General features: G+C 65.7%; 17 protein-coding genes. 9 read left to right on the top strand and 8 right to left on the bottom strand.

Translation table 11 applies throughout. From position 1 onward, the window contains the following. Positions 1-187: 187 nt before the first annotated feature. Positions 188-2,122: a kelch repeat-containing protein gene (locus tag ABDB81_RS19530; RefSeq protein WP_346812964.1), complete on the bottom strand. Its 1,935-nt coding sequence runs from the start codon at positions 2,120-2,122 to the stop codon at positions 188-190. Positions 2,123-2,353: 231 nt separating this feature from the next. Here ABDB81_RS19530 and hisD point away from each other — a divergent pair, with 231 nt between their 5' ends. The 3 genes from hisD to ABDB81_RS19545 are packed head-to-tail and all read left to right on the top strand — an operon-like array spanning position 2,354 to position 5,501. Next, positions 2,354-3,676 (top strand): histidinol dehydrogenase, encoded by a 1,323-nt coding sequence (hisD, locus tag ABDB81_RS19535; protein WP_137927230.1) that lies wholly within the window; start codon positions 2,354-2,356, stop codon positions 3,674-3,676. A gap of 2 nt (positions 3,677-3,678) precedes the next feature. After that, entirely contained in the window at positions 3,679-4,449 is a 771-nt protein-coding gene (locus tag ABDB81_RS19540) for an SDR family oxidoreductase (RefSeq protein WP_249359612.1), read from the top strand. Further along, entirely contained in the window at positions 4,446-5,501 is a 1,056-nt protein-coding gene (locus ABDB81_RS19545) for a LacI family DNA-binding transcriptional regulator (RefSeq protein ID WP_137927229.1), read from the top strand. Before ABDB81_RS19540 ends, ABDB81_RS19545 begins: the two co-directional genes overlap by 4 nt. Before the next feature lie 13 nt (positions 5,502-5,514). On the opposite strand, the gene ABDB81_RS19550 is transcribed toward ABDB81_RS19545, so the two are convergent. From ABDB81_RS19550 to ABDB81_RS19570, 5 genes are read right to left on the bottom strand one after another with little or no spacing between them, the layout of a single operon-like run. Next, complete coding sequence (locus ABDB81_RS19550; RefSeq protein ID WP_346812966.1) at positions 5,515-6,306, bottom strand: GntR family transcriptional regulator; 792 nt, start codon at positions 6,304-6,306, stop codon at positions 5,515-5,517. 55 nt (positions 6,307-6,361) lie between these two features. Next, positions 6,362-7,588, bottom strand: coding sequence for an MFS transporter (locus ABDB81_RS19555; RefSeq protein WP_346812967.1), 1,227 nt, complete (start codon positions 7,586-7,588; stop codon positions 6,362-6,364). After that, positions 7,585-8,469: an isocitrate lyase/PEP mutase family protein gene (locus tag ABDB81_RS19560; protein WP_346812969.1), complete on the bottom strand. Its 885-nt coding sequence runs from the start codon at positions 8,467-8,469 to the stop codon at positions 7,585-7,587. The genes ABDB81_RS19555 and ABDB81_RS19560 overlap by 4 nt, the downstream gene beginning before the upstream one ends. Next, positions 8,469-9,605, bottom strand: a complete 1,137-nt coding sequence (locus tag ABDB81_RS19565) for a TauD/TfdA family dioxygenase (RefSeq protein WP_346812970.1) — start codon at positions 9,603-9,605, stop codon at positions 8,469-8,471. Before ABDB81_RS19565 ends, ABDB81_RS19560 begins: the two co-directional genes overlap by 1 nt. 11 nt (positions 9,606-9,616) lie before the next feature. Further along, positions 9,617-10,576 (bottom strand): tripartite tricarboxylate transporter substrate binding protein, encoded by a 960-nt coding sequence (locus ABDB81_RS19570; protein ID WP_346812972.1) that lies wholly within the window; start codon positions 10,574-10,576, stop codon positions 9,617-9,619. A gap of 270 nt (positions 10,577-10,846) precedes the next feature. Here ABDB81_RS19570 and ABDB81_RS19575 point away from each other — a divergent pair, with 270 nt between their 5' ends. The 6 genes from ABDB81_RS19575 to ABDB81_RS19600 all read left to right on the top strand — a co-directional run bounded on the left by ABDB81_RS19575 (position 10,847) and on the right by ABDB81_RS19600 (position 16,937). Next, complete coding sequence (locus tag ABDB81_RS19575; RefSeq protein WP_346812973.1) at positions 10,847-11,821, top strand: 3-hydroxyacyl-CoA dehydrogenase; 975 nt, start codon at positions 10,847-10,849, stop codon at positions 11,819-11,821. Between the two features lie 93 nt (positions 11,822-11,914). Further along, the gene (locus tag ABDB81_RS19580; RefSeq protein ID WP_346812974.1) at positions 11,915-12,910 is read left to right on the top strand and encodes a tripartite tricarboxylate transporter substrate binding protein; all 996 of its coding nucleotides are present in this window, start codon (positions 11,915-11,917) and stop codon (positions 12,908-12,910) included. Positions 12,911-12,963: 53 nt separating this feature from the next. Continuing rightward, on the top strand, positions 12,964-14,367 hold the full coding sequence (gene leuC / locus ABDB81_RS19585; protein WP_346812975.1) for a 3-isopropylmalate dehydratase large subunit: 1,404 nt from the start codon (positions 12,964-12,966) through the stop codon (positions 14,365-14,367). Then, positions 14,364-14,969 (top strand): 3-isopropylmalate dehydratase small subunit, encoded by a 606-nt coding sequence (leuD, locus tag ABDB81_RS19590; protein WP_346812977.1) that lies wholly within the window; start codon positions 14,364-14,366, stop codon positions 14,967-14,969. Before leuC ends, leuD begins: the two co-directional genes overlap by 4 nt. Positions 14,970-15,015: 46 nt before the next feature. Then, positions 15,016-15,879: an isocitrate lyase/PEP mutase family protein gene (locus tag ABDB81_RS19595; protein ID WP_346812979.1), complete on the top strand. Its 864-nt coding sequence runs from the start codon at positions 15,016-15,018 to the stop codon at positions 15,877-15,879. Between the two features lie 56 nt (positions 15,880-15,935). Further along, positions 15,936-16,937 (top strand): tripartite tricarboxylate transporter substrate binding protein, encoded by a 1,002-nt coding sequence (locus ABDB81_RS19600; protein ID WP_346812980.1) that lies wholly within the window; start codon positions 15,936-15,938, stop codon positions 16,935-16,937. A gap of 46 nt (positions 16,938-16,983) precedes the next feature. Here ABDB81_RS19600 and ABDB81_RS19605 read toward each other — a convergent pair whose 3' ends face one another. Continuing rightward, the gene (locus tag ABDB81_RS19605; protein ID WP_346812981.1) at positions 16,984-18,282 is read right to left on the bottom strand and encodes a DUF1254 domain-containing protein; all 1,299 of its coding nucleotides are present in this window, start codon (positions 18,280-18,282) and stop codon (positions 16,984-16,986) included. Between the two features lie 41 nt (positions 18,283-18,323). Continuing rightward, positions 18,324-19,334, bottom strand: a complete 1,011-nt coding sequence (locus ABDB81_RS19610; protein WP_346812982.1) for a tripartite tricarboxylate transporter substrate binding protein — start codon at positions 19,332-19,334, stop codon at positions 18,324-18,326. Between the last annotated feature and the right edge of the window lie 7 nt (positions 19,335-19,341).

A 19,341-nucleotide genomic window follows, 5' to 3' on the forward strand; every position in this document is an offset into this window, starting at 1 on the left:
AACAGGTGTTACCTATGTGTCCGGGCTATACATGCGGGAGAGGGGATGGGGTTGAGGGCAAGCGCTTCACGCTGCGATAGATGCTTCAACATAGCGACGCCCGGCCCCCTCACCCCCACCCCTCTCCCACTTCATGGGAGAGGGGAGCCCATAGCCACTGGCGTCGGCTTCAGCAGACCACAAAAAACTACGGCTGAAAGCGTTCGACAGACGGCACTTCACCGCTGCCGCTGTAGCCACTGATCATCAGCACGCTGCCGTCGACAAGCAACACGGCCTGGCCCGCACCGCGGCCGTCAGACATCGGCGTGCCGGCAGTCCACGTATTGGTGTCGGGGTTGTAGATCTCGGTCGACGTCGCGCGGACACCGCCCGATGTGGCGCCGCCCGCAACCAGCACGCGTCCGTCAGCGAGCGTCGTGACTGTCGGTATGGTGCGCCGCTCCTGCATCGTGCTGGCGGTCCAGGTGGATGTGGACGGGGTGTAGCGCTGGGCGCTGGTCGAGCCGTCGGCCATGACGAGAAACGAGCCATCCGCCAGCCGAGCGGATAGGGTCACGTTGCCCAGGATGGGAAACGCCTCGGGCGTCGTGCCGCTATCGTCAATGGCGATACGCTCGGCGGTATTGACAAAGCCGCTCCCGTTCACGCCCCCCATGAGCAATACGTTGCCACCGGGGAGCAGGCCCGCAGCATGCTGCGCACGAGGAACTGCCGATGTCGTGGTCATCCGTGTCCACGCATTGGCAACGGGATCGAAAAGCTCGATGCTGTTCCGGAAGACGGTGCCGCCGTTCCCGTCATAGCCACCTGCAATCAGAACCTTGCCGTTTTGCAGCAGCGTGGCAGTGTGGTTCTCGCGTGTCTCGCTCATGTTGCCGGCGGGCGTCCAGATGCCTGTGGCCGGATCGTACAATTCGGCGCTGTTCACAGCGATAGAAAAGACGGCCTCGCCGCCCACGACAAGCACGCGGCCATCGGGCAACAGCGTGGCAGTGTGCCCGCTGCGCGCGGACTGCATTGCGCCAGTGAGTATCCACGTATTGATTGCCGGATCGTAGATCTCGGCCCTCGCCGTACTGCCACCGCCTTGGAACCCGCCGGCTACAAGCACGCGTCCGTCGTTCAGGCGGGTGGCCGTGAAGTAATGCGCAGGCACGAGCAGCGGCGCTGCAGTGCTCCACGTCCCCCGCGAGGTGACCGTGATCCGCACCTGCGCCTGTACGCTGCCTGCCGCGTTGCTGCCGGTAATGGTGTAGACGCCCATCGACTGCACGGCAGAAGGCGTGCCACTGATGACGCCCGTCGCGGTGTTGAGGCTCAGCCCGGCAGGAAGGGAGGGCGATACGCTGAACGTGCCGATGGGCCCGCCGGTGGCCACTGGGGCATTCGGCGTAATCGGTTCGGTCGTGACATAGAGGGCGGACGTCGTGGTGAACGTCAGGCTCGCGGGTGCAACCAGGGCGGCCTGCACCGTAATCTGCAGCGTGGCGGTGGTGCTTCCGGCCGCATTGCTTCCCGTGACAACGTAGGCGGCAGCGGGCGTGATAGCGGTAGGCGTGCCGGTGATGGCCCCGGTCTGCGCGTCGAGCAAGAGGCCGGCCGGCAACGCCGGGGTGACACTGTAGGTGGTGATCGGGCCGCCGCCACTCGTCGGCGTGTTGGCGGTGATGGCCGCGCCGGTGGAGTAGGTGACCGTGGCTTCGCGATAGGTCAGCGCAGCCGGCGCGGACGCCACGCCGCGCACTTCAATCTGCACACGTGCGGTGGCGGTGCCCCCAGCGTTCTGCGCCGCCACCGTATAGATGGCAGAGAGGCTCGCCGCAGTCGGTGTGCCGCTGATAACGCCCGTGGCAGCATCGATCGAAAGGCCAGCGGGTAGTGCGGGCGTGATCGTATAGCGCTCGACGGCGCCACCGCTCGCCGTGGGACGATTTTCCACAATCGCGGTGCCTACCTGATAGGAGGCAGACGTCATGCTGTAGGTCAGGCCGGCGGGAGGAGGCGGCGCCGCGTCGTCATCGCCGCAACCCGTGAGAAAGCACGCGAACATCAACGAGAGCAGCAGGGCGAACAGACGCTCGCGGCAGGCGGTGGGAAATGAGGCGAAGTGGCAAGACATGGACCGTACCCGGATTTATCAATGTGTACCGTCCCGTCGCGATCTGCGAGGGCGGCCGTCCGCAATGCTGGGACTTGCGCGCGATTGTAGCGGTGTGCGCGAACCGCCGCGTCCCTATTTCGAGCGACGGTACAAAGGGGCTAACGACGTATCAGGGAAAACGCTGAGTTTGCATACGAATGCAAGAAAGTTAGTCTGCATACGTATGCAAACCCCACAACGGAAATCCTCATGATTCGTTACCTCAAGCGTGGCCGCGACGTGCAAGCGCGTGCCGAAGACGACACCGCCGTGCGCAATACGGTCGAAGGCATCATTCGCGATATCGAGTCGCGTGGCGATGCTGCCGTGCGCGAGTACAGCAAGAAGTTCGACAACTGGGAGCCACAGGACTTCCGGCTGTCGCAGGCCGCCATCGAGCGCGCGATGAAGAGCCTGTCGGCGCGCGAGCTGGAAGACATCCGCTTTGCACAGGCCCAGGTCCGCAACTTCGCCCAGATCCAGCGCGATTCCATGCTCGACGTCGAGGTAGAGACGCGTCCGGGCGTGTTCCTCGGTCATCGCCACGTACCGATCAACGCCGTGGGCTGCTACATCCCCGGCGGCAAGTATCCGCTGCTGGCCTCCGCGCACATGAGCGTGCTGACGGCCAAGGTGGCGGGCGTCAAGCGCGTGGTGGCCACGGCGCCGCCGTTCCATGGCGAACCGCACCCGGCCATCGTCGCGGCCATGCACATGGCGGGCGCCGATGAAATCCTGGTGCTCGGCGGCGTGCAGGCCGTGGTGGCCATGGCCGTGGGTACGCCATCCATCGCGCCGGTGGACATGCTGGTGGGTCCGGGCAATATGTTCGTGGCAGAGGCCAAGCGCCAACTGTTTGGCCGCGTCGGCATCGACCTGTTTGCAGGCCCGACCGAAACCCTGGTGATCGCCGACGATTCGGTCGATGGCGAAATCTGCGCGGTGGACCTGCTGGGCCAGGCCGAGCATGGCCTGACCTCGCCAGCGGTGCTCCTCACCGACAGCGAAGCACTGGCGCATGCCACGATGGCCGAGGTGGAACGCCAGCTCAAGATCCTGCCGACCGCAGGCATCGCGGCCAAGGCGTGGGCGGATTTTGGTGAAGTCATCGTGTGCGACTCGCGCGAGGAAATGCTGCAGAAGGCTGACGAGATTGCCTCCGAGCACGTGCAGGTCATGACCCGCGATCCGGACTGGTTCCTGAACAACATGAGCAACTACGGTGCGCTGTTCCTGGGCCCGCGTACCAACGTGGCCTTTGGCGACAAGGTCATCGGCACCAACCACACGTTGCCGACCAACAAGGCAGCGCGCTATACGGGCGGCCTCTGGGTGGGCAAGTTCCTGAAGACCTGCACCTTCCAGCGCGTCACGACCGATGCGGCCAGCGCCGAGATCGGCGAGTACTGCTCGCGTCTCTGCCATATGGAAAACTTCGCCGGTCACGGTGAACAGGCCAATATCCGCGTGCGCCGCTACGGCAATCGTCCGGAAGTGCCCTGGTACGAGCCGGTTCCGGCACTGGAGGCGTAATCGTGACGTCCGCACTGCCAACCTTCGGCGGGTTTCGCCTCGACGGCAAGCGGGCGCTGGTCACGGGCGGCGGGCGGGGCCTCGGCCTCGCCGCCGGGGTGGCGCTGGCCCAGGCGGGTGCGGCGGTCACGCTTGCCGCGCGTTCGGGCGACGAGCTGGAGGCAGCCTGCGCGGCCATCCGCGCGCAGGGCGGCCATGCCGACGCCATGGTGCTCGACGTCACTGACTCGCGCGCCGTGGCGCGGGAAATCGCCAACCGTCCGCCGTACCAGATCCTCGTCAATAACGCGGGCATGAATCGTCCCCGCCTGCTCACCGAGACGCCGGACGAGGACATCGATGCGGTCTTCGCGCTGAATGTGAAGGCCACGTTCTACGTCTGCCGCGAGGTGGCGCGCAGCCTGCAGGCGGCGGGCCTGCCGGGCTCCATCATCAATGTCTCGTCGCAGATGGGGCATGTGGGCAGCCCGCGCCGCACGCTCTATTGCGCGAGCAAGCATGCGATGGAGGGCATGACCAAGGCACTGGCCTGGGAACTGGGCCCGGCGGGTATCCGCGTCAACACGTTGTGCCCGACGTTCATCGAGACCACGCTGACCGCGCCGATGTTCGAGGACCGGACGTTCCGCAACTTCGTGCTGGAGAAGATCGCGCTCGGACGCCTGGGGCGCATCGACGAAGTGATGGGGCCGGTGGTGTTCCTCGCCAGCGACGCATCTAGCCTGATGACCGGGAGCGCGCTGATGCTCGACGGCGGGTGGACCGCGGCATGAAGAAAGTCACGGCCCATGACGTAGCCCGGCTCGCGGAGGTTTCGCAGTCAGCGGTCAGCCGCACGTTTACGCCGGGCGCGAGCGTGGCACCGGACACGCGCGAGCGTATCGAGAAAGCCGCGCGCAAGCTCGGGTATCGGCCCAACGCCATCGCACGCAGCCTGATCACCCGGCGCAGCCGCATCATCGGCCTGGTGATGAGCTATCTGGAGAACCAGTTCTATCCGGTGGTCATCGAGCGGCTCTGCCAGGCGCTGCAGCAGGACGGCTATCACGTGCTGCTCTTTATCAGCCAGACCGAAGACGCCGACGAGGTGCTGACGGACATCCTGCAGTACCAGGTGGATGGCATCGTCATGGCCTCGACCTCGCTCTCGTCAGCGCTTGCCAGCGACTGCCAGAACGCCGGCATCCCCGTGGTGCTGTTCAACCGGGTAGCGCAGATGGGTGCGATGGGCGCATACGCCACCAGTTCGGTGACATCGCAAAACCGGGATGGTGGCCGCATGGTGGGAGAACTGTTGCTGCGCACTGGGCATCGGCGCATTGCCTGGCTGGCCGGCGCGGAGAATGCGTCCACCAGCCGGGATCGCGAAGCGGGATTGCGCGATGCGCTGGAAGCGGCCGGAATGCCGCTGCACGCGCGCGCCGTGGGCCACTATGACTTTGCCGAAGCCCGCCGCGCCGTGCTGGCGATGTTCAAAGACCCGGCCAATCGCCCCGACGCCTTGTTCTCCGCCAACGACCACATGGCCATCGCGGCGCTTGAGACCCTGCGCACCGAACTCGGGCTGGAGGTGCCGCGCGACGTATCGGTAGTCGGGTTCGACAACGTCCCTCAGGCGGCCTGGCCGTCGTTCCATCTCACGACCGTCCAGCAGAACATCGACGAAATGGTGGATGCCACGCGCAACCTGCTATTCGACCAGATGGGCGGGCAGATCATGGCGCGCAGCGTGGATGTGCCCTGCGTGCTGGTGGAACGAGGCACGGTAGGCGTGCGGGACGGTCAGGCTGGACGGAAGCCAACCAAGTCCCGCAAGACGCCTTGATGCATTGTCGTGGTCACGCACTGCGCCACGTCCGGTCCAGCACCATCCGGTACGAGAAACGCTCGGCCGGATGGATCGACCAGGCCATCTCGATCAGGTTGCCGCTGGCATCGCGATACTGGCGGTTGATCCACAGGCCGGCCGCACCGGGCGGCATGTCGAGCAGTTCGGCAATCTCGGCGGGCAGTGCCGCGGCGTGGATCACCTGCTCGATGCGCGAGACCGATACCTGGAACTGCTTCTCGATCAGGTGAAAGACGGAAGCCTCGATGTCCTGTTCGGCCCCACGTACACCCCGATAGTCCGGATGCACCCACACCTCGTTGTAGCAGATGGGCGTATCGGCATCGTCGCCGGTGCGCACCCCCCGGATCACGAGCCATAGCTGCCCGTGGTACGGCTGCAGCGCGGGGTCGGCATCGTTGCCCACCTCTCGCAGGTCGCGCGACAACACCCGCATGCGCGTGGTGGCAGCGTATTGCAGCAGGTCGCCCACCTGGCCGACGGCCAGTTCATAGCCCTGCTTGGCACGCGCCGCCGTGACCACCGTGCCGATGCGCGGCGTGCGCTTGATCAGTTCGAGCCGGACCAGACGCTCGATGGCCGCGCGCACCGTATGGCGGCTTGCGCCGAACTGCTTGCACAACTCCATTTCGGTCGGGAGCTTGCTGCCTACCGGATATTTTCCCGATTCGATTTCCGCGCGCAGGCTCCGCGCGAGCGCGAGATAGCGCGGGCTGGCGTCGGTGCGCTCGTGCGGGACCGCGTCGGCAAAGTCATCGGGGAGGGGGCGGCCTTGTTCCATGAATCGCGTGGGCAGCGTCAGGTGAGGGATGGGAGTGGAGCATAGCCGGGACGCGTCATGGCGGGCAAGCGCTGTCATTGGCCGTGGCGACGGGCTTCGCACGGTCGCCCCAGAACAAGAGCCCGGCCGCCAGCACCGGCACACCCGCCAGTGCCAGATAAGCCAGACTCAGGCTGTTTACGCGCTGCGCGAAATAGCCGAAGGCGGCCGGGCCGGATACCACGCCAAAATACGTGCAGAACAGCGCGCCGCCGGTGACCGAAGCCACCCGCCCAGGGGGCGCCAGTCGCGCAACCTCGCCCAGATAGACGCCGTTCCAGCCGATCGCCGTCGCGCCGAGCAGGGCAGCCACGAGACAAAGCGGCACCAGCGTCCACTGCGCCGTAAAGAGGCCGGTTGCCACGGTGGCCGCGCACATCAGCACGGCCAGCAGGATCAGCACGCCGCGCGGCGCGCCTGCGCGGTCGGCAAGATGGCCCCAGGCGATGCGGCCCGCAATGCCTGCGCCCTGCGTAATCGCATAGATCAGTCCGGCCTGCGTCAGCCCGATGCCGATCTCGGTCGTCAGATACACCATCAGATAGCCGCTGACCGATAGCTGGCACGCCGAAAACAGCACCGAGACCGCTGCCATCGAACGCAGGCGGCTGTCGCCCAGCACATCGCGGAACATCTGGCGCAGGTTCGCCGCCACGATAAAACGGCCGGTCGCGGCATCGTCGTACATGGTGCGCAATGGCTGACTCAGGATGGCGATGGCAAGCGCCGCCGCAGCCAGCGCGCCAAAGGCGGCCTGCCAGGAGAGGAAGGCGGCCAGCAGCGGCAGCAGCGCGCCAGCCAGCAGGCCCCCGAGCGGTACGCCGGTCTGCTTGAGCGAAAAGACAAACCCCATGCGGCTGGCCGACGTGGTGCGCGCCAGGATCTGCGAACTGGCGGGCGTGATCGGGCCGTAGCCCAGCCCGCTGACGAGCGCGGCCAGCGGCCGCAGTTCCGGCACGCCGGTGGCCAGCATGCCAAGCGCCGCCGCCTGGGCCAGCAGGCCAAGCTGCGAGGCGCGCACCGGCCCCCACGCCTCGACGATGCCCGCACCCGCCAGGCTGCCGGCCATGCCGCCCAGGTAGACCAGTGACAGGAACAGACCGACGCTGGCCAGTGCCACGCCCGGCATCACGGGTGCCAGCACGGCAAAGGCCAGCGTGGCGGCAGTCGCCAGCATCTGGATGGCCAGCGTGCTGGCCAGTGTGAGTGCCGGACGACCGGGCGAAGACTGGCCAAGGGTCATGAAGCGTGACGCTTGTCGAAGTCCCACACGGATTCGAAATCCATCAGCGTGTTGAAGCGCGGGAAGTCATAGAGCTTGTCCCCGATGCCCAGCGACGTGCGGTTGGCCTGCAGGTGGCCGTAGACATCCTCCAGCGCCTTACCCATCGCCAGGAAACCGACGGCCGGATAGATCGCGATGGCGAAGCCCATCTGTTCCAGCGTCTCGGCGGGGAGTACTGGCGTGCGGCCGGTCTCCACCACATTGACCAGCAGCGGCAGGTCGAAGGTGCGGCCGATGATTTCCAGCTCTTTCTCCGATTCGGGCGATTCCACGAAGAGGATGTCGGCCCCGGCTTTTGCATACGCTTCGGCGCGGCGCAGCGCTTCGTCGAGTCCCAGCGTCGTGCGCGCATCGGTGCGGGCCAGGATCATGAAGTCGCGGCTTTCGCGCGCTTCCACGGCCACCTGGATCTTCTTGACCATGTCTTCCATCGGAATCACGCGCCGTCCCGGCGTATGGCCGCATTTCTTCGGGAATTCCTGGTCTTCGAGCTGGATCACGCTGGCACCGGCGCGCTCGTAGCCCCGCACGGTATGTGCGACGTTGAGCAGGCCACCGTAGCCGGTATCGCCGTCGCAGATCATTGGCACGGTGGCGGCGGAGCAGAAGGCGCCCACGCGGTTGACCATGTCGGTGTAGGTGGCCAGGCCTGCATCGGGCAAGCCCAGGTACGACGCCACCGTGCCATAGCCGGTCATGTACAGGCAGTCGAATCCCATGCGCGTGGCAATGCGCACCGAGACCATGTCGAACACGCCGGGTGCGGCAATCAGGCGCTTGCGTGCCAGCAGTTCGCGCATCGACGGACGGGCGGTGCCCTGGGAGGGAGTGGTGTTCATCAGGCGGCTTCCTTGACGGGATAGATACGGAGCTTCATACCATGGGCGTTGGCCAAGCGGGCCTCGAATGCGCGAATTTGCGGCGTGATGCCGATGCCGCGAAATCCGCCGCGCACGCAGGCCGCATCCACATCCTTGTAGGCATCGAGCCATCCCAGCGGCAGCGGCTGGGCCTGCGGCAGCGAGAGCCACAGGCGGAACAGATGCCGCTTGCGCTCGGGTTCAGGGTGATCTTCGTACTCGGTGCGCGAGTGCAGGACGATATGGTTGTTCAGCAACTGGATATCGCCCGGCTGCAGGTCCATGTCGTAGCACAGGTCTTCCCGTGCGAGCAGCGTATCGAACAGGTCCAGCGCCTCGGTCTGCTCGGCGGACAAGCGCGGCACATCGGGAAAGGTGGCCTGCGCGCCCTTGATGTGATTGCGGATATGGCGGCACGCAAAATGCCCGTCGCGCACGCCAAAAACCGGCGCGGCATACCACGGCGTTTCCTCGGGTGCCTGCTCGCCTTGCCGGCTGAAGACCAGCGGCTTGTAGAGTTCAAGAGCCAGGTCCGGACGCAGGCGCACCATCTCGTTGTGCGCAGCAATCGAACTGGTGATCAGGCTGGAACCGCCCGCCTTGGCGGTGCGCACGCAGAACAGGCCCACCATGTCGCTGCCGTCGGCATGGAAGTCCAGGCCCGAGCGCGTGTTGTAGCCACGGCCCGTACCGGAGCGATAGGTGCCGCCCGCATCGCGCACGTCCGACACGAACTGGCTTGACTTGCCCTGTGGGCGCGGCACGCCCAGCAGCAGGCCGATCCCCCAGAATAGTTTGCGCAACGCATCGGCATCCCAGCGATCAACCGGAAAGCCGCGCAGCAGCTTGAGGCCAAAGCCGCCCTGCGTCTCGTCGATCAGCGCCACCAGCCGGCGGCGCACGCGGGCGTCGAGCGGGAAATCCTCGATGGACATGTCGAACATGTCCTTGCCGGTACCCAGCGCGTGGCGCAACGCGTGTTCGAGCGCGGCAATCTCATCGGCATCGAACACATGGATCCAGCGCTGGTCGCGTTCCATGTCGGCGCGGGTCCAGCCACCCGGCACGGGGCGGATCGTGTCGATGGAGGGCGTTTCGTTCGTGGTCGTATCCATATCCGCTTGTCTCACTCCGCTTGCAGGTTGACTTCCCTGGCCAGGCGCTGCCAGGCCTCGAAATCCTTCTTCACCTGGACGTTGAACTCGTCCACCGACTGGGCCACGGGCGTGGCGGCCTGTTCGGCCAGGATCTCCTTCATGTCCGGCGCCATGACGATGTCGTGCACTTCCTTCTGCATGCGCTCCAGCGCCGCTTTTGGCGTCTTGGCCGGGGCATAGAGGCTGTACGAGGTATAGACCTCGAAATCCTTCATGCCCGATTCGATCATGGTTGGCACGTTGGGCAGGACAGGGGAGCGCTGCGCGCCGGTCTGGGCCAGCGGGCGCAACTTGCCGGACGTGATGAACGGCTTGGCTGTGAGCACGCTGGTCACGCCCACCGTGGTCACGCCGCCGATCACGTCGGTCATCAGCGGCGAGCCGCCCTTGTAGGACACATTGACCATGTCCAGGTGCTGGTACTTGTTGTACATCTCGCCGACCAGCCGGGTCATGTTCTCGGAGCTGCCGTACGAGTACTTGTCCGGCTTCGCCTTGACGTGTTTGGCGAACTCCACCGCGTTCATGGCCGGGAAGGTGCTCTGCGTGACAAACACCAGCGGCGACTTGCACACCATCGTCACGCCGATCAAATCGGTGAACGTGTCGTAGGGCATCTTCTTGTAGAGGATGGGGTTCAGCAGGTGCGTGTTCACCACCAGCACGTAGGTATGGCCGTCCGGCGCGGACTTGGCCACGACATCGGTGCCGATGATGCCGTTGGCGCCGGGGCGGTTCTCCACCATGACCGGTTGCTTGAGCCGCGGCGTCAGCCGCTCGGCCAGCCGGCGCGCCACGATGTCGGTGCCGCCGCCTGCCGAATACGGCACGACGATCCTGACTGGCTTGTCCGGGAATTCGGCTCGGGCGGGTAGGGCGAACACCGCCAGGCCAAGCGCCAGCAGCGTGAGTTTGTGGGGGGCGAACATGCGTTTGTCTCCTCTTTCCTGCGAGGTGTGATGGCCCGGCTCTGCGGCCAGACTGGCGACGTTTTGTCCGCATTGGTTATTTTGTCCGGACAAATCGTGAGACAAGCATAGGAAGCCGATCCTGAGCCTGCAAGGCGTAGCGCGTTGGGGGTTTCCCGTAGCGCGCAAATATCGACAGTAGCTAGGGGAAAACCTTGAGTTTGCATACGAATGCATGAAAGTTAGCCTGCATACGTATGCATCACCCACCCCCAGAAAAAGCAGGACGAAATGACCGATTCCTTCGATGTACACGCACTCTCTGGCGGACGCCACGTCGCCATCGTCGGCGCCGGCCTGGTGGGCGCGGGCTGGGCCATCGTGTTCGCCCGTGCGGGGTTGCACGTGAAGATGTTCGACGCCAATCCCGACATCACGCGCCGCGCCGTGCCGTTGATTGCAACGCAACTCGATGGCCTGCGCCAACACGGGTTGATCGACGAGGCGCCAGCTGACGTGCTGGCCCGCATCGCGCCCGTCGCCACACTGGCCGAAGCTGTGGACGGCGCGATCTACGTGCAGGAATCCGTGCTCGAACGCGTGGATGTGAAACGCCAGTTGATGGTGGATCTCGATGCGCTGGTCGCACCCGATACGGTGGTGGGCAGTTCCACCTCTGGCATTCCGGGATCGGCATTCGCGCTGGGCCTGTCGATGTCGCCGCGCGTGCTGATCGTCCATCCGGTCAATCCGCCGTATCTCGTGCCGGTCGTCGAACTGGTGCCGTCGCCGGTAACGGCCGCGCAGACCGTCGATTTCGCTGACGCATGGATGCGCGCGGTGGGCCAGACCGTGGTGCATGTGCGCAAGGAAGTGGAAGGCTTCGTCCTGAACCGTTTGCAGGCCGTGCTGCTGCGCGAAGCCTGGGCGCTGGTGCAGGAAGGCGTGGCGAGTTGCGAGGACGTGGACAAGACCGTGCGCGACGGACTCGGCTGGCGCTGGTCCTTCATGGGTCCCTTCGAAACCATCGACCTCAACGCGCCGGGTGGCGTGGCCGACTACGCCGTGCGGCTCGGACCGCTGTACCAGCGCATTGCGCAATCGCGGCAGCACGACACGCCGTGGGATGCCGCGCTGATCGGACAGGTGGAAACGGATCGGCGCCAGCATCTCTCGCAGACCGATCTCGAAACGCGGCGCGCCTGGCGCGATGAACGCCTCATGGCGATTGCCGCCACGCGACGCGCTGCCACGCCGCCGGGCTGAACGCCGCAACGCCGACGACATCGACATCCATATCGACATCGCAAGAAAGGCACGCAGATGCCTTCCCCTTTACAAGACTGGAGACGCCTCATCATGCAACAACGTTCCCCCCAACTCACGCGCCGTCGCCTGCTTGGCATGGCCCTGGCCCTGACCGCCTTCGGCACGTCCGCCGTCTACGCGCAGAACAACTACCCTAACAAGCCGATCCGGCTGGTGGTGCCGTTCGCCAACGCGGGCGTGACCGATACCAGTGCCCGCATCGTTGCCGAGAAGCTCGGCCAGGAGCTTGGCCAGCAGATCGTGGTGGACAACAAGCCCGGGGCCGGCGGCAATATCGGCACGCAGATGGTGGCCAAGGCCGAGCCCGATGGCTATACGCTGCTGCTCGGTTACGACGGCACGCTGGTGATCAATCCCAACGTGTATGCCAAGGTGCCGTTCGATCCGGTCAAGGATTTCGTGCCCATCGGCAAGATTGGGGATGCGCTGCTGCTCATCGCCGCCAACCCGAAGCTGGGCATCAAGAACGTGGCGGACTTGCAGAAGTACGCCAAGACCGTGCCGGGAGGCGTGTCCTACGGCAGCGCGGGCAACGGCAGCACGACCCACCTTGCCGGTGAAATGTTTCACCAGCGCACCGGGATGCCGATGACCCACGTGCCGTACAAGGGTGGCGGACAGGCCCTGCTGGACGTGGTGGGCGGCACGTTGCCCGTGACGTTTGCGGCGGTGACCGGCGCCATGCCGTTCATCAAGAGCGGGCAGGTCGATGCGGTGGCCGTGACCTCGCGCGAGCGTGCGCCGTCGCTGCCGAACGTGCCGACGCTGATCGAAGCCGGCATGAAAGACTTCGAGATCAATTCGTGGGTCGGCCTGATGGCGCCCACCGGCACGCCCAAGCCCATCATCGACAAACTCAGCGTCGCGCTGCAGAAGGTGCTGAACGACCCGGCCATGCGCGAGCGGCTGTCATCCCTGGGGATCGTCGCCACGCCGGGCACGCCCGACGCGTACGGACGCGAGATCGTGCGCGATCTGGCAAAGAACAAGGTCATCGTCAAGGCCGCCCAGATCAAGCTGGACTGAGCAAGCTGGACTGAGCAAGCTGGATTGAGTCTGACGCAGGACACCCTCACATCATGACAACGCTATTCGACAAGATCTGGGCGGCCCACGCGGTCGCCCACAACGACGCTGGCGAGGATCTGGTCTATATCGACCGGCACCTCGTGCAGGAGGTATCGAGCCCGCAGGCATTTGCCAGCATGGCCGAATCCGGCCACACGCTGCGCTCGTCGCCACGCCATATCGCGGTTCAGGATCACAACGTTCCCACTACGGCTGACCGGCTGACAAATATCCCCAATGCGGAAAGTCGCGAGCAGATTGCCACGTTGCGGCGCAATACCCAGGCCACAGGGATGCGACTGTTCGACCTGGATCACCCGCTGCAGGGCATCGTCCACGTCATCGCGCCCGAACTTGGCTATGTGCTGCCCGGCAGCACCGTGGTCTGCGGCGACTCGCACAGCGCCACGCTGGGTGCGATGGGTGCGCTGGCCTGGGGCATCGGCACCTCGGAAGTGGCGCACGTCATGAGCACGCAGAGCCTGTGGATGCGCAAGCCGCGCACGATGGGCATCGCCATTTCGGGCGCGCTGGCCCGGGGCGTTTACGCCAAGGATCTGGCGCTGGCCATCATCCACCACATCGGCACCAGCGGCGGCAACGGGTTTGGCGTCGAGTATCTGGGTCCGACGGTGCAGGGGGTGTCGATGGAAGCACGGATGACCCTTTGCAACATGACCATCGAGGCGGGTTCGCGCTTCGGCCTGATCGCCCCGGACGCCACCACTTGCGAATACTTGCGTGAGCGCGTGCAGGGTGCGGCGCGCGAACATTTCGAGCAGGCGGTGGAGGCCTGGCGCACGCTGCGCACCGACGACCCGGCGGACTACGACCGCAGCGTCGCGTTCGATGCGTCCACCGTAGCGCCGCTCGTGACCTGGGGCACCACGCCGGCCGATAGCGCCGCCATCTCCGGCAGGGTGGGCGATGGCGCGCGGCTGGACGACCCCGCCGAGCGTGGCCGCCTGGAAGAGAACCTGGCCTACATGGGCCTGGAGATCGGGCAGGCGCTGTCGTCGGTGGCGATCGACACGGCCTTCATCGGCTCCTGCACCAACGGCCGCCTGGAAGACCTGCGCGCAGCCGCCGACGTTGTGCGTGGCCGCCGCGTGGCGTCGGGCGTGCGGGCGCTGGTGGTCCCCGGATCGGGCAGCGTCAAGCGTGCAGCCGAGGCAGAGGGCCTGGCGCAGGTGTTTGTCGATGCAGGATTCGAATGGCGCGAGGCGGGCTGCTCGATGTGCATCGGCATGAACGGCGACAGCCTGGCGCCGCAGGAGCGCTGCGCATCCACCTCCAACCGCAATTTCGAGAACCGGCAAGGGCAAGGGGGACGTACCCACCTGATGAGCCCGGCCGCCGTCGCCGCGTCCGCCCTGCAAGGGCGCCTGACCGATCCCCGGGAGTACCTCGCATGAAAGCCGTCATTGCAGAAGTGGAAGGCCGCGCGGCGGTCATGCAACGGGACGACATCGACACCGATGCGATCTTTCCAGGCCGTTTCCTGCGGCTGGTGCAACGCACGGGCATGGGTGCGCACCTGTTCGCGGACTGGCTCGCGGAAGGCCGCTCCGAGGTTGCGTTCATGAAGGCGTCCTCGCCGCCGCGCCTGCTGGTGGCCCTGCAGAACTTCGGCTGCGGGTCCTCGCGCGAGCATGCGGTCTGGGCCCTGGCGGACTACGGCGTGCAGGCCGTGGTCGCGCTGTCCTTCGGCGACATCTTCCGCAACAACTGCGTGAAGAACGGCGTGGTGGCCGCCACCGTGACGCCCGCCAATCATGCGCGGCTGCTGGCAGCGCTGGCCGCCGCGCCCGACGCGCCGCTGCATCTGACAGTGGCCGACCGCAGCCTCCAGTTGCCCGATGGCAGTGTCATCGGCGTGACGCTGGCCGATGGGCACGCGGAACAACTGCTCTCCGCCGAGGACGAGGTTGACCGCACGCTGCGCCACGACGCGGCACTGCGCGAGTACGAGGCACGCGTGCAGCGCGACCAGCCGTGGCTGGCGTCGATGGACTGATCCCACTTTTTTCCGATTGATTGCTGTCTTGCTTTAAGGAGCCGTCATGGCAAATCCCATCCTTCGACAGAAACTTGCGGCCGGCGAGTTTATCGTCATCCCCGGCGTACAGGACATGATCGCCACCGTCATGACCACCAAGGTGGGCTTCGACGTCATCTATGGCTCGGGCTACTGGCTCACCGCCTCCAGCCTGGGGCTGCCCGATGCTGGCATTGCCACCTACACCCAGATGGTGGACCGCATGCGCACGATCACGCGCACTTCGAAGGCGGCGCTGATCGCCGACGCGGACACGGGCTATGGCGGGCTGCTCAACGTGCACCACACGGTGCGCGGGTATGAAGAGGCCGGTGTCACCGCCATCCAGATCGAAGACCAGGAGTTTCCGAAGAAATGCGGCCACACCCCGTTCAAGCGCTGCGTGCCTGTGGAGGACATGGTCGAGAAGATCAAGGTTGCCTCGGAAGCGCGTCAGGACAAGGAGAACTTCCTCATCATCGCCCGCACGGACGCACGCGCCAGCCTGGGCGTGGATGACGCCATGCGGCGCATGGAAGCCTATGCCCGCGCCGGCGCCGACATCCTGTTCTTCGAGGCGCCGCAGTCGGAGGAAGAGATGCGGCGCGCCTGCGAGGCGTTCGACCTGCCGATGATGGCCAACATGGCCGATGGCGGCAAGACGCCCATCCTGCCGGCGCATGTGCTCAAGGAAATCGGTTTCTCGCTGGCGATCTTCCCGGCCATGACGAGCCTGGTGGCGGCTGCCGCGATGGAGGCATCGCTGCGCCATCTCAAGGAAGCCGGCACCAGTCTTTCGCCGGACATCCCCATGGCCGACTTCAACGAGTTCTGCCGCCTGATCGGCTTCGAGGAAGTCTGGGACTTCGAGAAACGCTGGGCGCGCTGATACCGCGACGTCCAAAAAGCCATACGACCATAAGAGATCGACTGGAGGAGACCAACATGCCGATGACCCGCAACATTGAATGCCGCCGGACTCCGCGCGGCACACACCTTTTGGCCACGGCGCTGTCCGCCGCAGCGCTGGCAGCCCCTGCGAGCGCGCTGGCGCAAGCGGAGTGGAAGCCCGATCGTCCCGTGACGATCGTCGTACCGTATGTACCAGGCGGCGGCACGGATGCCTCCGCGCGCGCCACGGCCAAGCTGCTCGGGGAGCAGTGGGGCCAGCCCGTGCTGGTGTCGAACCTGCCCGGCGCCGATGGCCTGATCGGCACGCGCAAGGTGGCCGAGGCCAAGCCTGACGGCTACACGTTGCTGCTGCAGACGCCTGCCATCGTGCTAACCAAACATGCACCATCGTTCACCGGCACGGACCCGCTGGCTACGCTGGTGCCCATCACCAACATCGCGCAATCGCCCGGCGTTATCGTGGCAAACGGCAAGTTTCCGGCGACGTCGCTGCCGGAGCTGATCCAGTATTGCAAGACGGCATCCACGCCATGCTCGATGGGCACCGGTGAAAACGTGGCCAAGCTGTTCGGCCAGCAGTTGAAGGCTGAAGTGCTACCCAACCTGATCGTGGTGAACTACAAGGGCACGGCAGCCATCATCACGGACATGATCGCCAACAACGTGAACTTTGCCGTGACCGGCGTGGCCTCGGCGCTTCCGCACCAAAAGGCTGGCACGCTGAAGATCGTGGCCAATCAGGGCAACCATCGCTTCAGTGCCGCACCCGATGTCCGCACGGTAGTGGAGACCGGCATGCCCCAGTACGCCTACACCACATGGTTCGGCCTCTTCGCGCCGAAAGGCACCCCGCCGGCGGTCACGCAAAGCATCTACGCCGCCGTGCGCGAGGCCATGCGACATCCCGAGTTGCAGAAGGCGATTGCATCGGCGGGCGCCGAGCCGCTGGTGAATACCCCGGAGGAATTCGCCGCGCAGGTTCGCAAGGAAGACGAACGCTTCACGGCGCTGGCGAAACGCTTTCCGCTGAACTGAGGCGTCGCGGCCCTGCCACGCGTGGGCCGCGATGCCCGCTAGCGGCCTATGCCGAGAGTCGCTCGGTATCCGGCATGACGAATCGGTGCTCGATCAGTTCCGCCTGCGGATGGTAATAGCGCAGCGCCAGCGCAAACCGGCCCTTTGGCGCGGGTAGCCAGTTTGCGCTGCCCTCGCCGGGCTCATCGCACTGGATGTGAAGATCGAGCGAGCCATCGGCATTGCGTACCAGACCCGGTGTACGGTCGCCGATCGCATACCGCTGGATTGGATTCGCGGTGAAGAAGCGGCGGCCATCGGGCTCGAACTCGTACATCGACAGCGACCAGAACGCATTGACGGGCATCTGCGCCGGCACACGCAGCCGGTAGCGATGGGCACCATCCAGCGTCTGGCCGGCGCCGTCGGTCAGGGCGCTCGCGTAGATGGCTTCCTGACGCTCCAGTGCACCGAGTCCGACCAGCGCGATATAGGCGCGATACACATAGTCGGCACCAAAGTTGCCGATGTGGTCCAGTCCGCTGAACCACGACCCGCGCGGCCCATGCCGTCGGATGCTCCCCTTGGGCGGATGCTCCAGATCATGGCGCAGGGTCGGCCATAGCCGCTGCCATGCGTCACGGGTCGGCTCGGGAAGCGTATCCCACGCGCCTGGCTCACCGGCGCGGACACCGAGGTCGGCGAACCCGTCCACCATTTCCTGTTCATGCGTCGGCACGCCGTTGCGCGCCAGTGCCTCGTTGACGAGCCTCAGGTAGGTGTCGGGGCGGGTCTCGTCGGGTGTGGCCGCGAAGGGCGCGGGCGGTACGTTGCTCGTGCGGAGGCGCATCTGATCCTGCATTGCATGCACCGCCGGCAGGTCGTCCGGCCCATCGACCAGCACGCGCGCCAGCATCCAGACGTCATTGCACGGGGCGCGAACCAATACGGCGCCGTCCGGCAGATCCGCCTGCGCGCTGACGTGATGGTTCGGTCCGGCGATGACGAACACATGGGCGCCGGCACCGTTGGTGCGCGGTCCCAGGCAGGCGAAGTTGTTGGTGAAGGCGTCCATCAGCGCCACGCTGTAGTAACGGCTTCCCATGTCGGGCATTTCCAGCGCGGCGGGGCCGCCGGACAGGTCGAGCCACGCCAGGGAGTACAGCGTGTCGTTGTTCGGCATCGTCACCTGTCGGGCACGGTCGTCCAGCAGGTGCCGGTTGTGGTGCAACTGGTTGGCGGGCTTGCCATGCGCGGGGTCGGTCTGGGTGAAGCGCCAGCGCGTGCGCGCCAGGTCGTGCAGCGGAAAGGTGTAGATAAAGGCGTCGCGGATGCGTTGATCCAGTGTTGCGTGGTCTGTGGTCATGCCGATTGCTCCGAATTTGCTCCAACTTCTCGATGTTGTGTTCAGTCGACGGTGATGTGGTTGGTGCGAATCACGTTGCCCCACGCCGCCACGTCGTCGCGTACGGTTTGCGCGAATGCCTCAGGCGTCTTGATGGGCGGATCCGCCATGTTCATCTGCACGAATCGCTCGCGCATGTCCGCGCTGGCCAGCGCGAGGTTCACTTCCGCGTTGAGTCGACGGACGATGGCATCGGGCGTCCCGGCCGGTGCGAAGAGGCCGTACCAGCTATTGGTATCGAACGGATAGCCTTGCTCCGTCATGGTGGGCACGTCGGGCGTGGCCGATCCGCGGCGCGTGCCGCTGATGGCCAGCGCGCGGAGCTTGCCGGCACGGATCAATGGCAGCGACGACGATGTGTCGACCCATCCCACCTTGACGATGCCCCCCTGCATGTCGTTCAGGATCTGCGGCACGGTCTTGTATGGCACATGCCGGATGCGGATGCCGCTCTGCATCCGCAGCGCTTCCATGGTGAGGTGCCCGCCAGACCCGATTCCCCATGACGCGTAGTCATAGACATCGGGCCGCGCGCGCACATGCGCGACGAACTCCTTGAGACTGCGTGCCGGAAACTCCGGCACCACCACCAGGAAATTGCCGCCCGCACCGACCTGCGCCACGGGCAGCAGGTCGCGCAAACCGTCATAGGGCATTTTCGGCTGCAGTGTCTGGTTGATCACCACGGTGGCCGCATAGGTGAAGAGCAGCGTCTGGCCGTCAGGCGAGGCTTTGGCGACGATGTCGTTGCCGATGATGCCCGTGGCGCCAGGCTTGTTGTCGATCACGAACGACTGGCCCAGTTTCCTGCCGATGACCTCGGCCAGCGGGCGCGCGAACAGGTCCGGGCCGCTGCCGGCCGAAGCGGGCACGACGAGGCGGATGGGACGCGACGGCCATGTGGCGGCGTTGGCGGGGCGCAGGACTGAGCCCAGACCGAGCGCGGCCAGCAGCCGCAGGGCGTCGCGGCGGCTACGGTCGGACAAGGGGGCGGAGAGGAGAGGATGGGTCATCGCGCGC

This window comes from Cupriavidus sp. DL-D2 (assembly GCF_039710735.1).
GTDB lineage: Bacteria > Pseudomonadota > Gammaproteobacteria > Burkholderiales > Burkholderiaceae > Cupriavidus.

Coding starts and splice junctions, on each gene's coding strand:
- hisD (WP_137927230.1), top strand. CDS start 2,354: ATGATTCGTTACCTCAAGCGTGGCCGCGACGTGCAAGCGCGTGCCGAA.
- ABDB81_RS19565 (WP_346812970.1), bottom strand. CDS start 9,605: ATGGATACGACCACGAACGAAACGCCCTCCATCGACACGATCCGCCCC.
- ABDB81_RS19545 (WP_137927229.1), top strand. CDS start 4,446: ATGAAGAAAGTCACGGCCCATGACGTAGCCCGGCTCGCGGAGGTTTCG.
- ABDB81_RS19610 (WP_346812982.1), bottom strand. CDS start 19,334: ATGACCCATCCTCTCCTCTCCGCCCCCTTGTCCGACCGTAGCCGCCGC.
- leuD (WP_346812977.1), top strand. CDS start 14,364: ATGAAAGCCGTCATTGCAGAAGTGGAAGGCCGCGCGGCGGTCATGCAA.
- ABDB81_RS19530 (WP_346812964.1), bottom strand. CDS start 2,122: ATGTCTTGCCACTTCGCCTCATTTCCCACCGCCTGCCGCGAGCGTCTG.
- ABDB81_RS19575 (WP_346812973.1), top strand. CDS start 10,847: ATGACCGATTCCTTCGATGTACACGCACTCTCTGGCGGACGCCACGTC.
- leuC (WP_346812975.1), top strand. CDS start 12,964: ATGACAACGCTATTCGACAAGATCTGGGCGGCCCACGCGGTCGCCCAC.
- ABDB81_RS19550 (WP_346812966.1), bottom strand. CDS start 6,306: ATGGAACAAGGCCGCCCCCTCCCCGATGACTTTGCCGACGCGGTCCCG.
- ABDB81_RS19580 (WP_346812974.1), top strand. CDS start 11,915: ATGCAACAACGTTCCCCCCAACTCACGCGCCGTCGCCTGCTTGGCATG.
- ABDB81_RS19570 (WP_346812972.1), bottom strand. CDS start 10,576: ATGTTCGCCCCCCACAAACTCACGCTGCTGGCGCTTGGCCTGGCGGTG.
- ABDB81_RS19605 (WP_346812981.1), bottom strand. CDS start 18,282: ATGACCACAGACCACGCAACACTGGATCAACGCATCCGCGACGCCTTT.
- ABDB81_RS19555 (WP_346812967.1), bottom strand. CDS start 7,588: ATGACCCTTGGCCAGTCTTCGCCCGGTCGTCCGGCACTCACACTGGCC.
- ABDB81_RS19600 (WP_346812980.1), top strand. CDS start 15,936: ATGCCGATGACCCGCAACATTGAATGCCGCCGGACTCCGCGCGGCACA.
- ABDB81_RS19595 (WP_346812979.1), top strand. CDS start 15,016: ATGGCAAATCCCATCCTTCGACAGAAACTTGCGGCCGGCGAGTTTATC.
- ABDB81_RS19560 (WP_346812969.1), bottom strand. CDS start 8,469: ATGAACACCACTCCCTCCCAGGGCACCGCCCGTCCGTCGATGCGCGAA.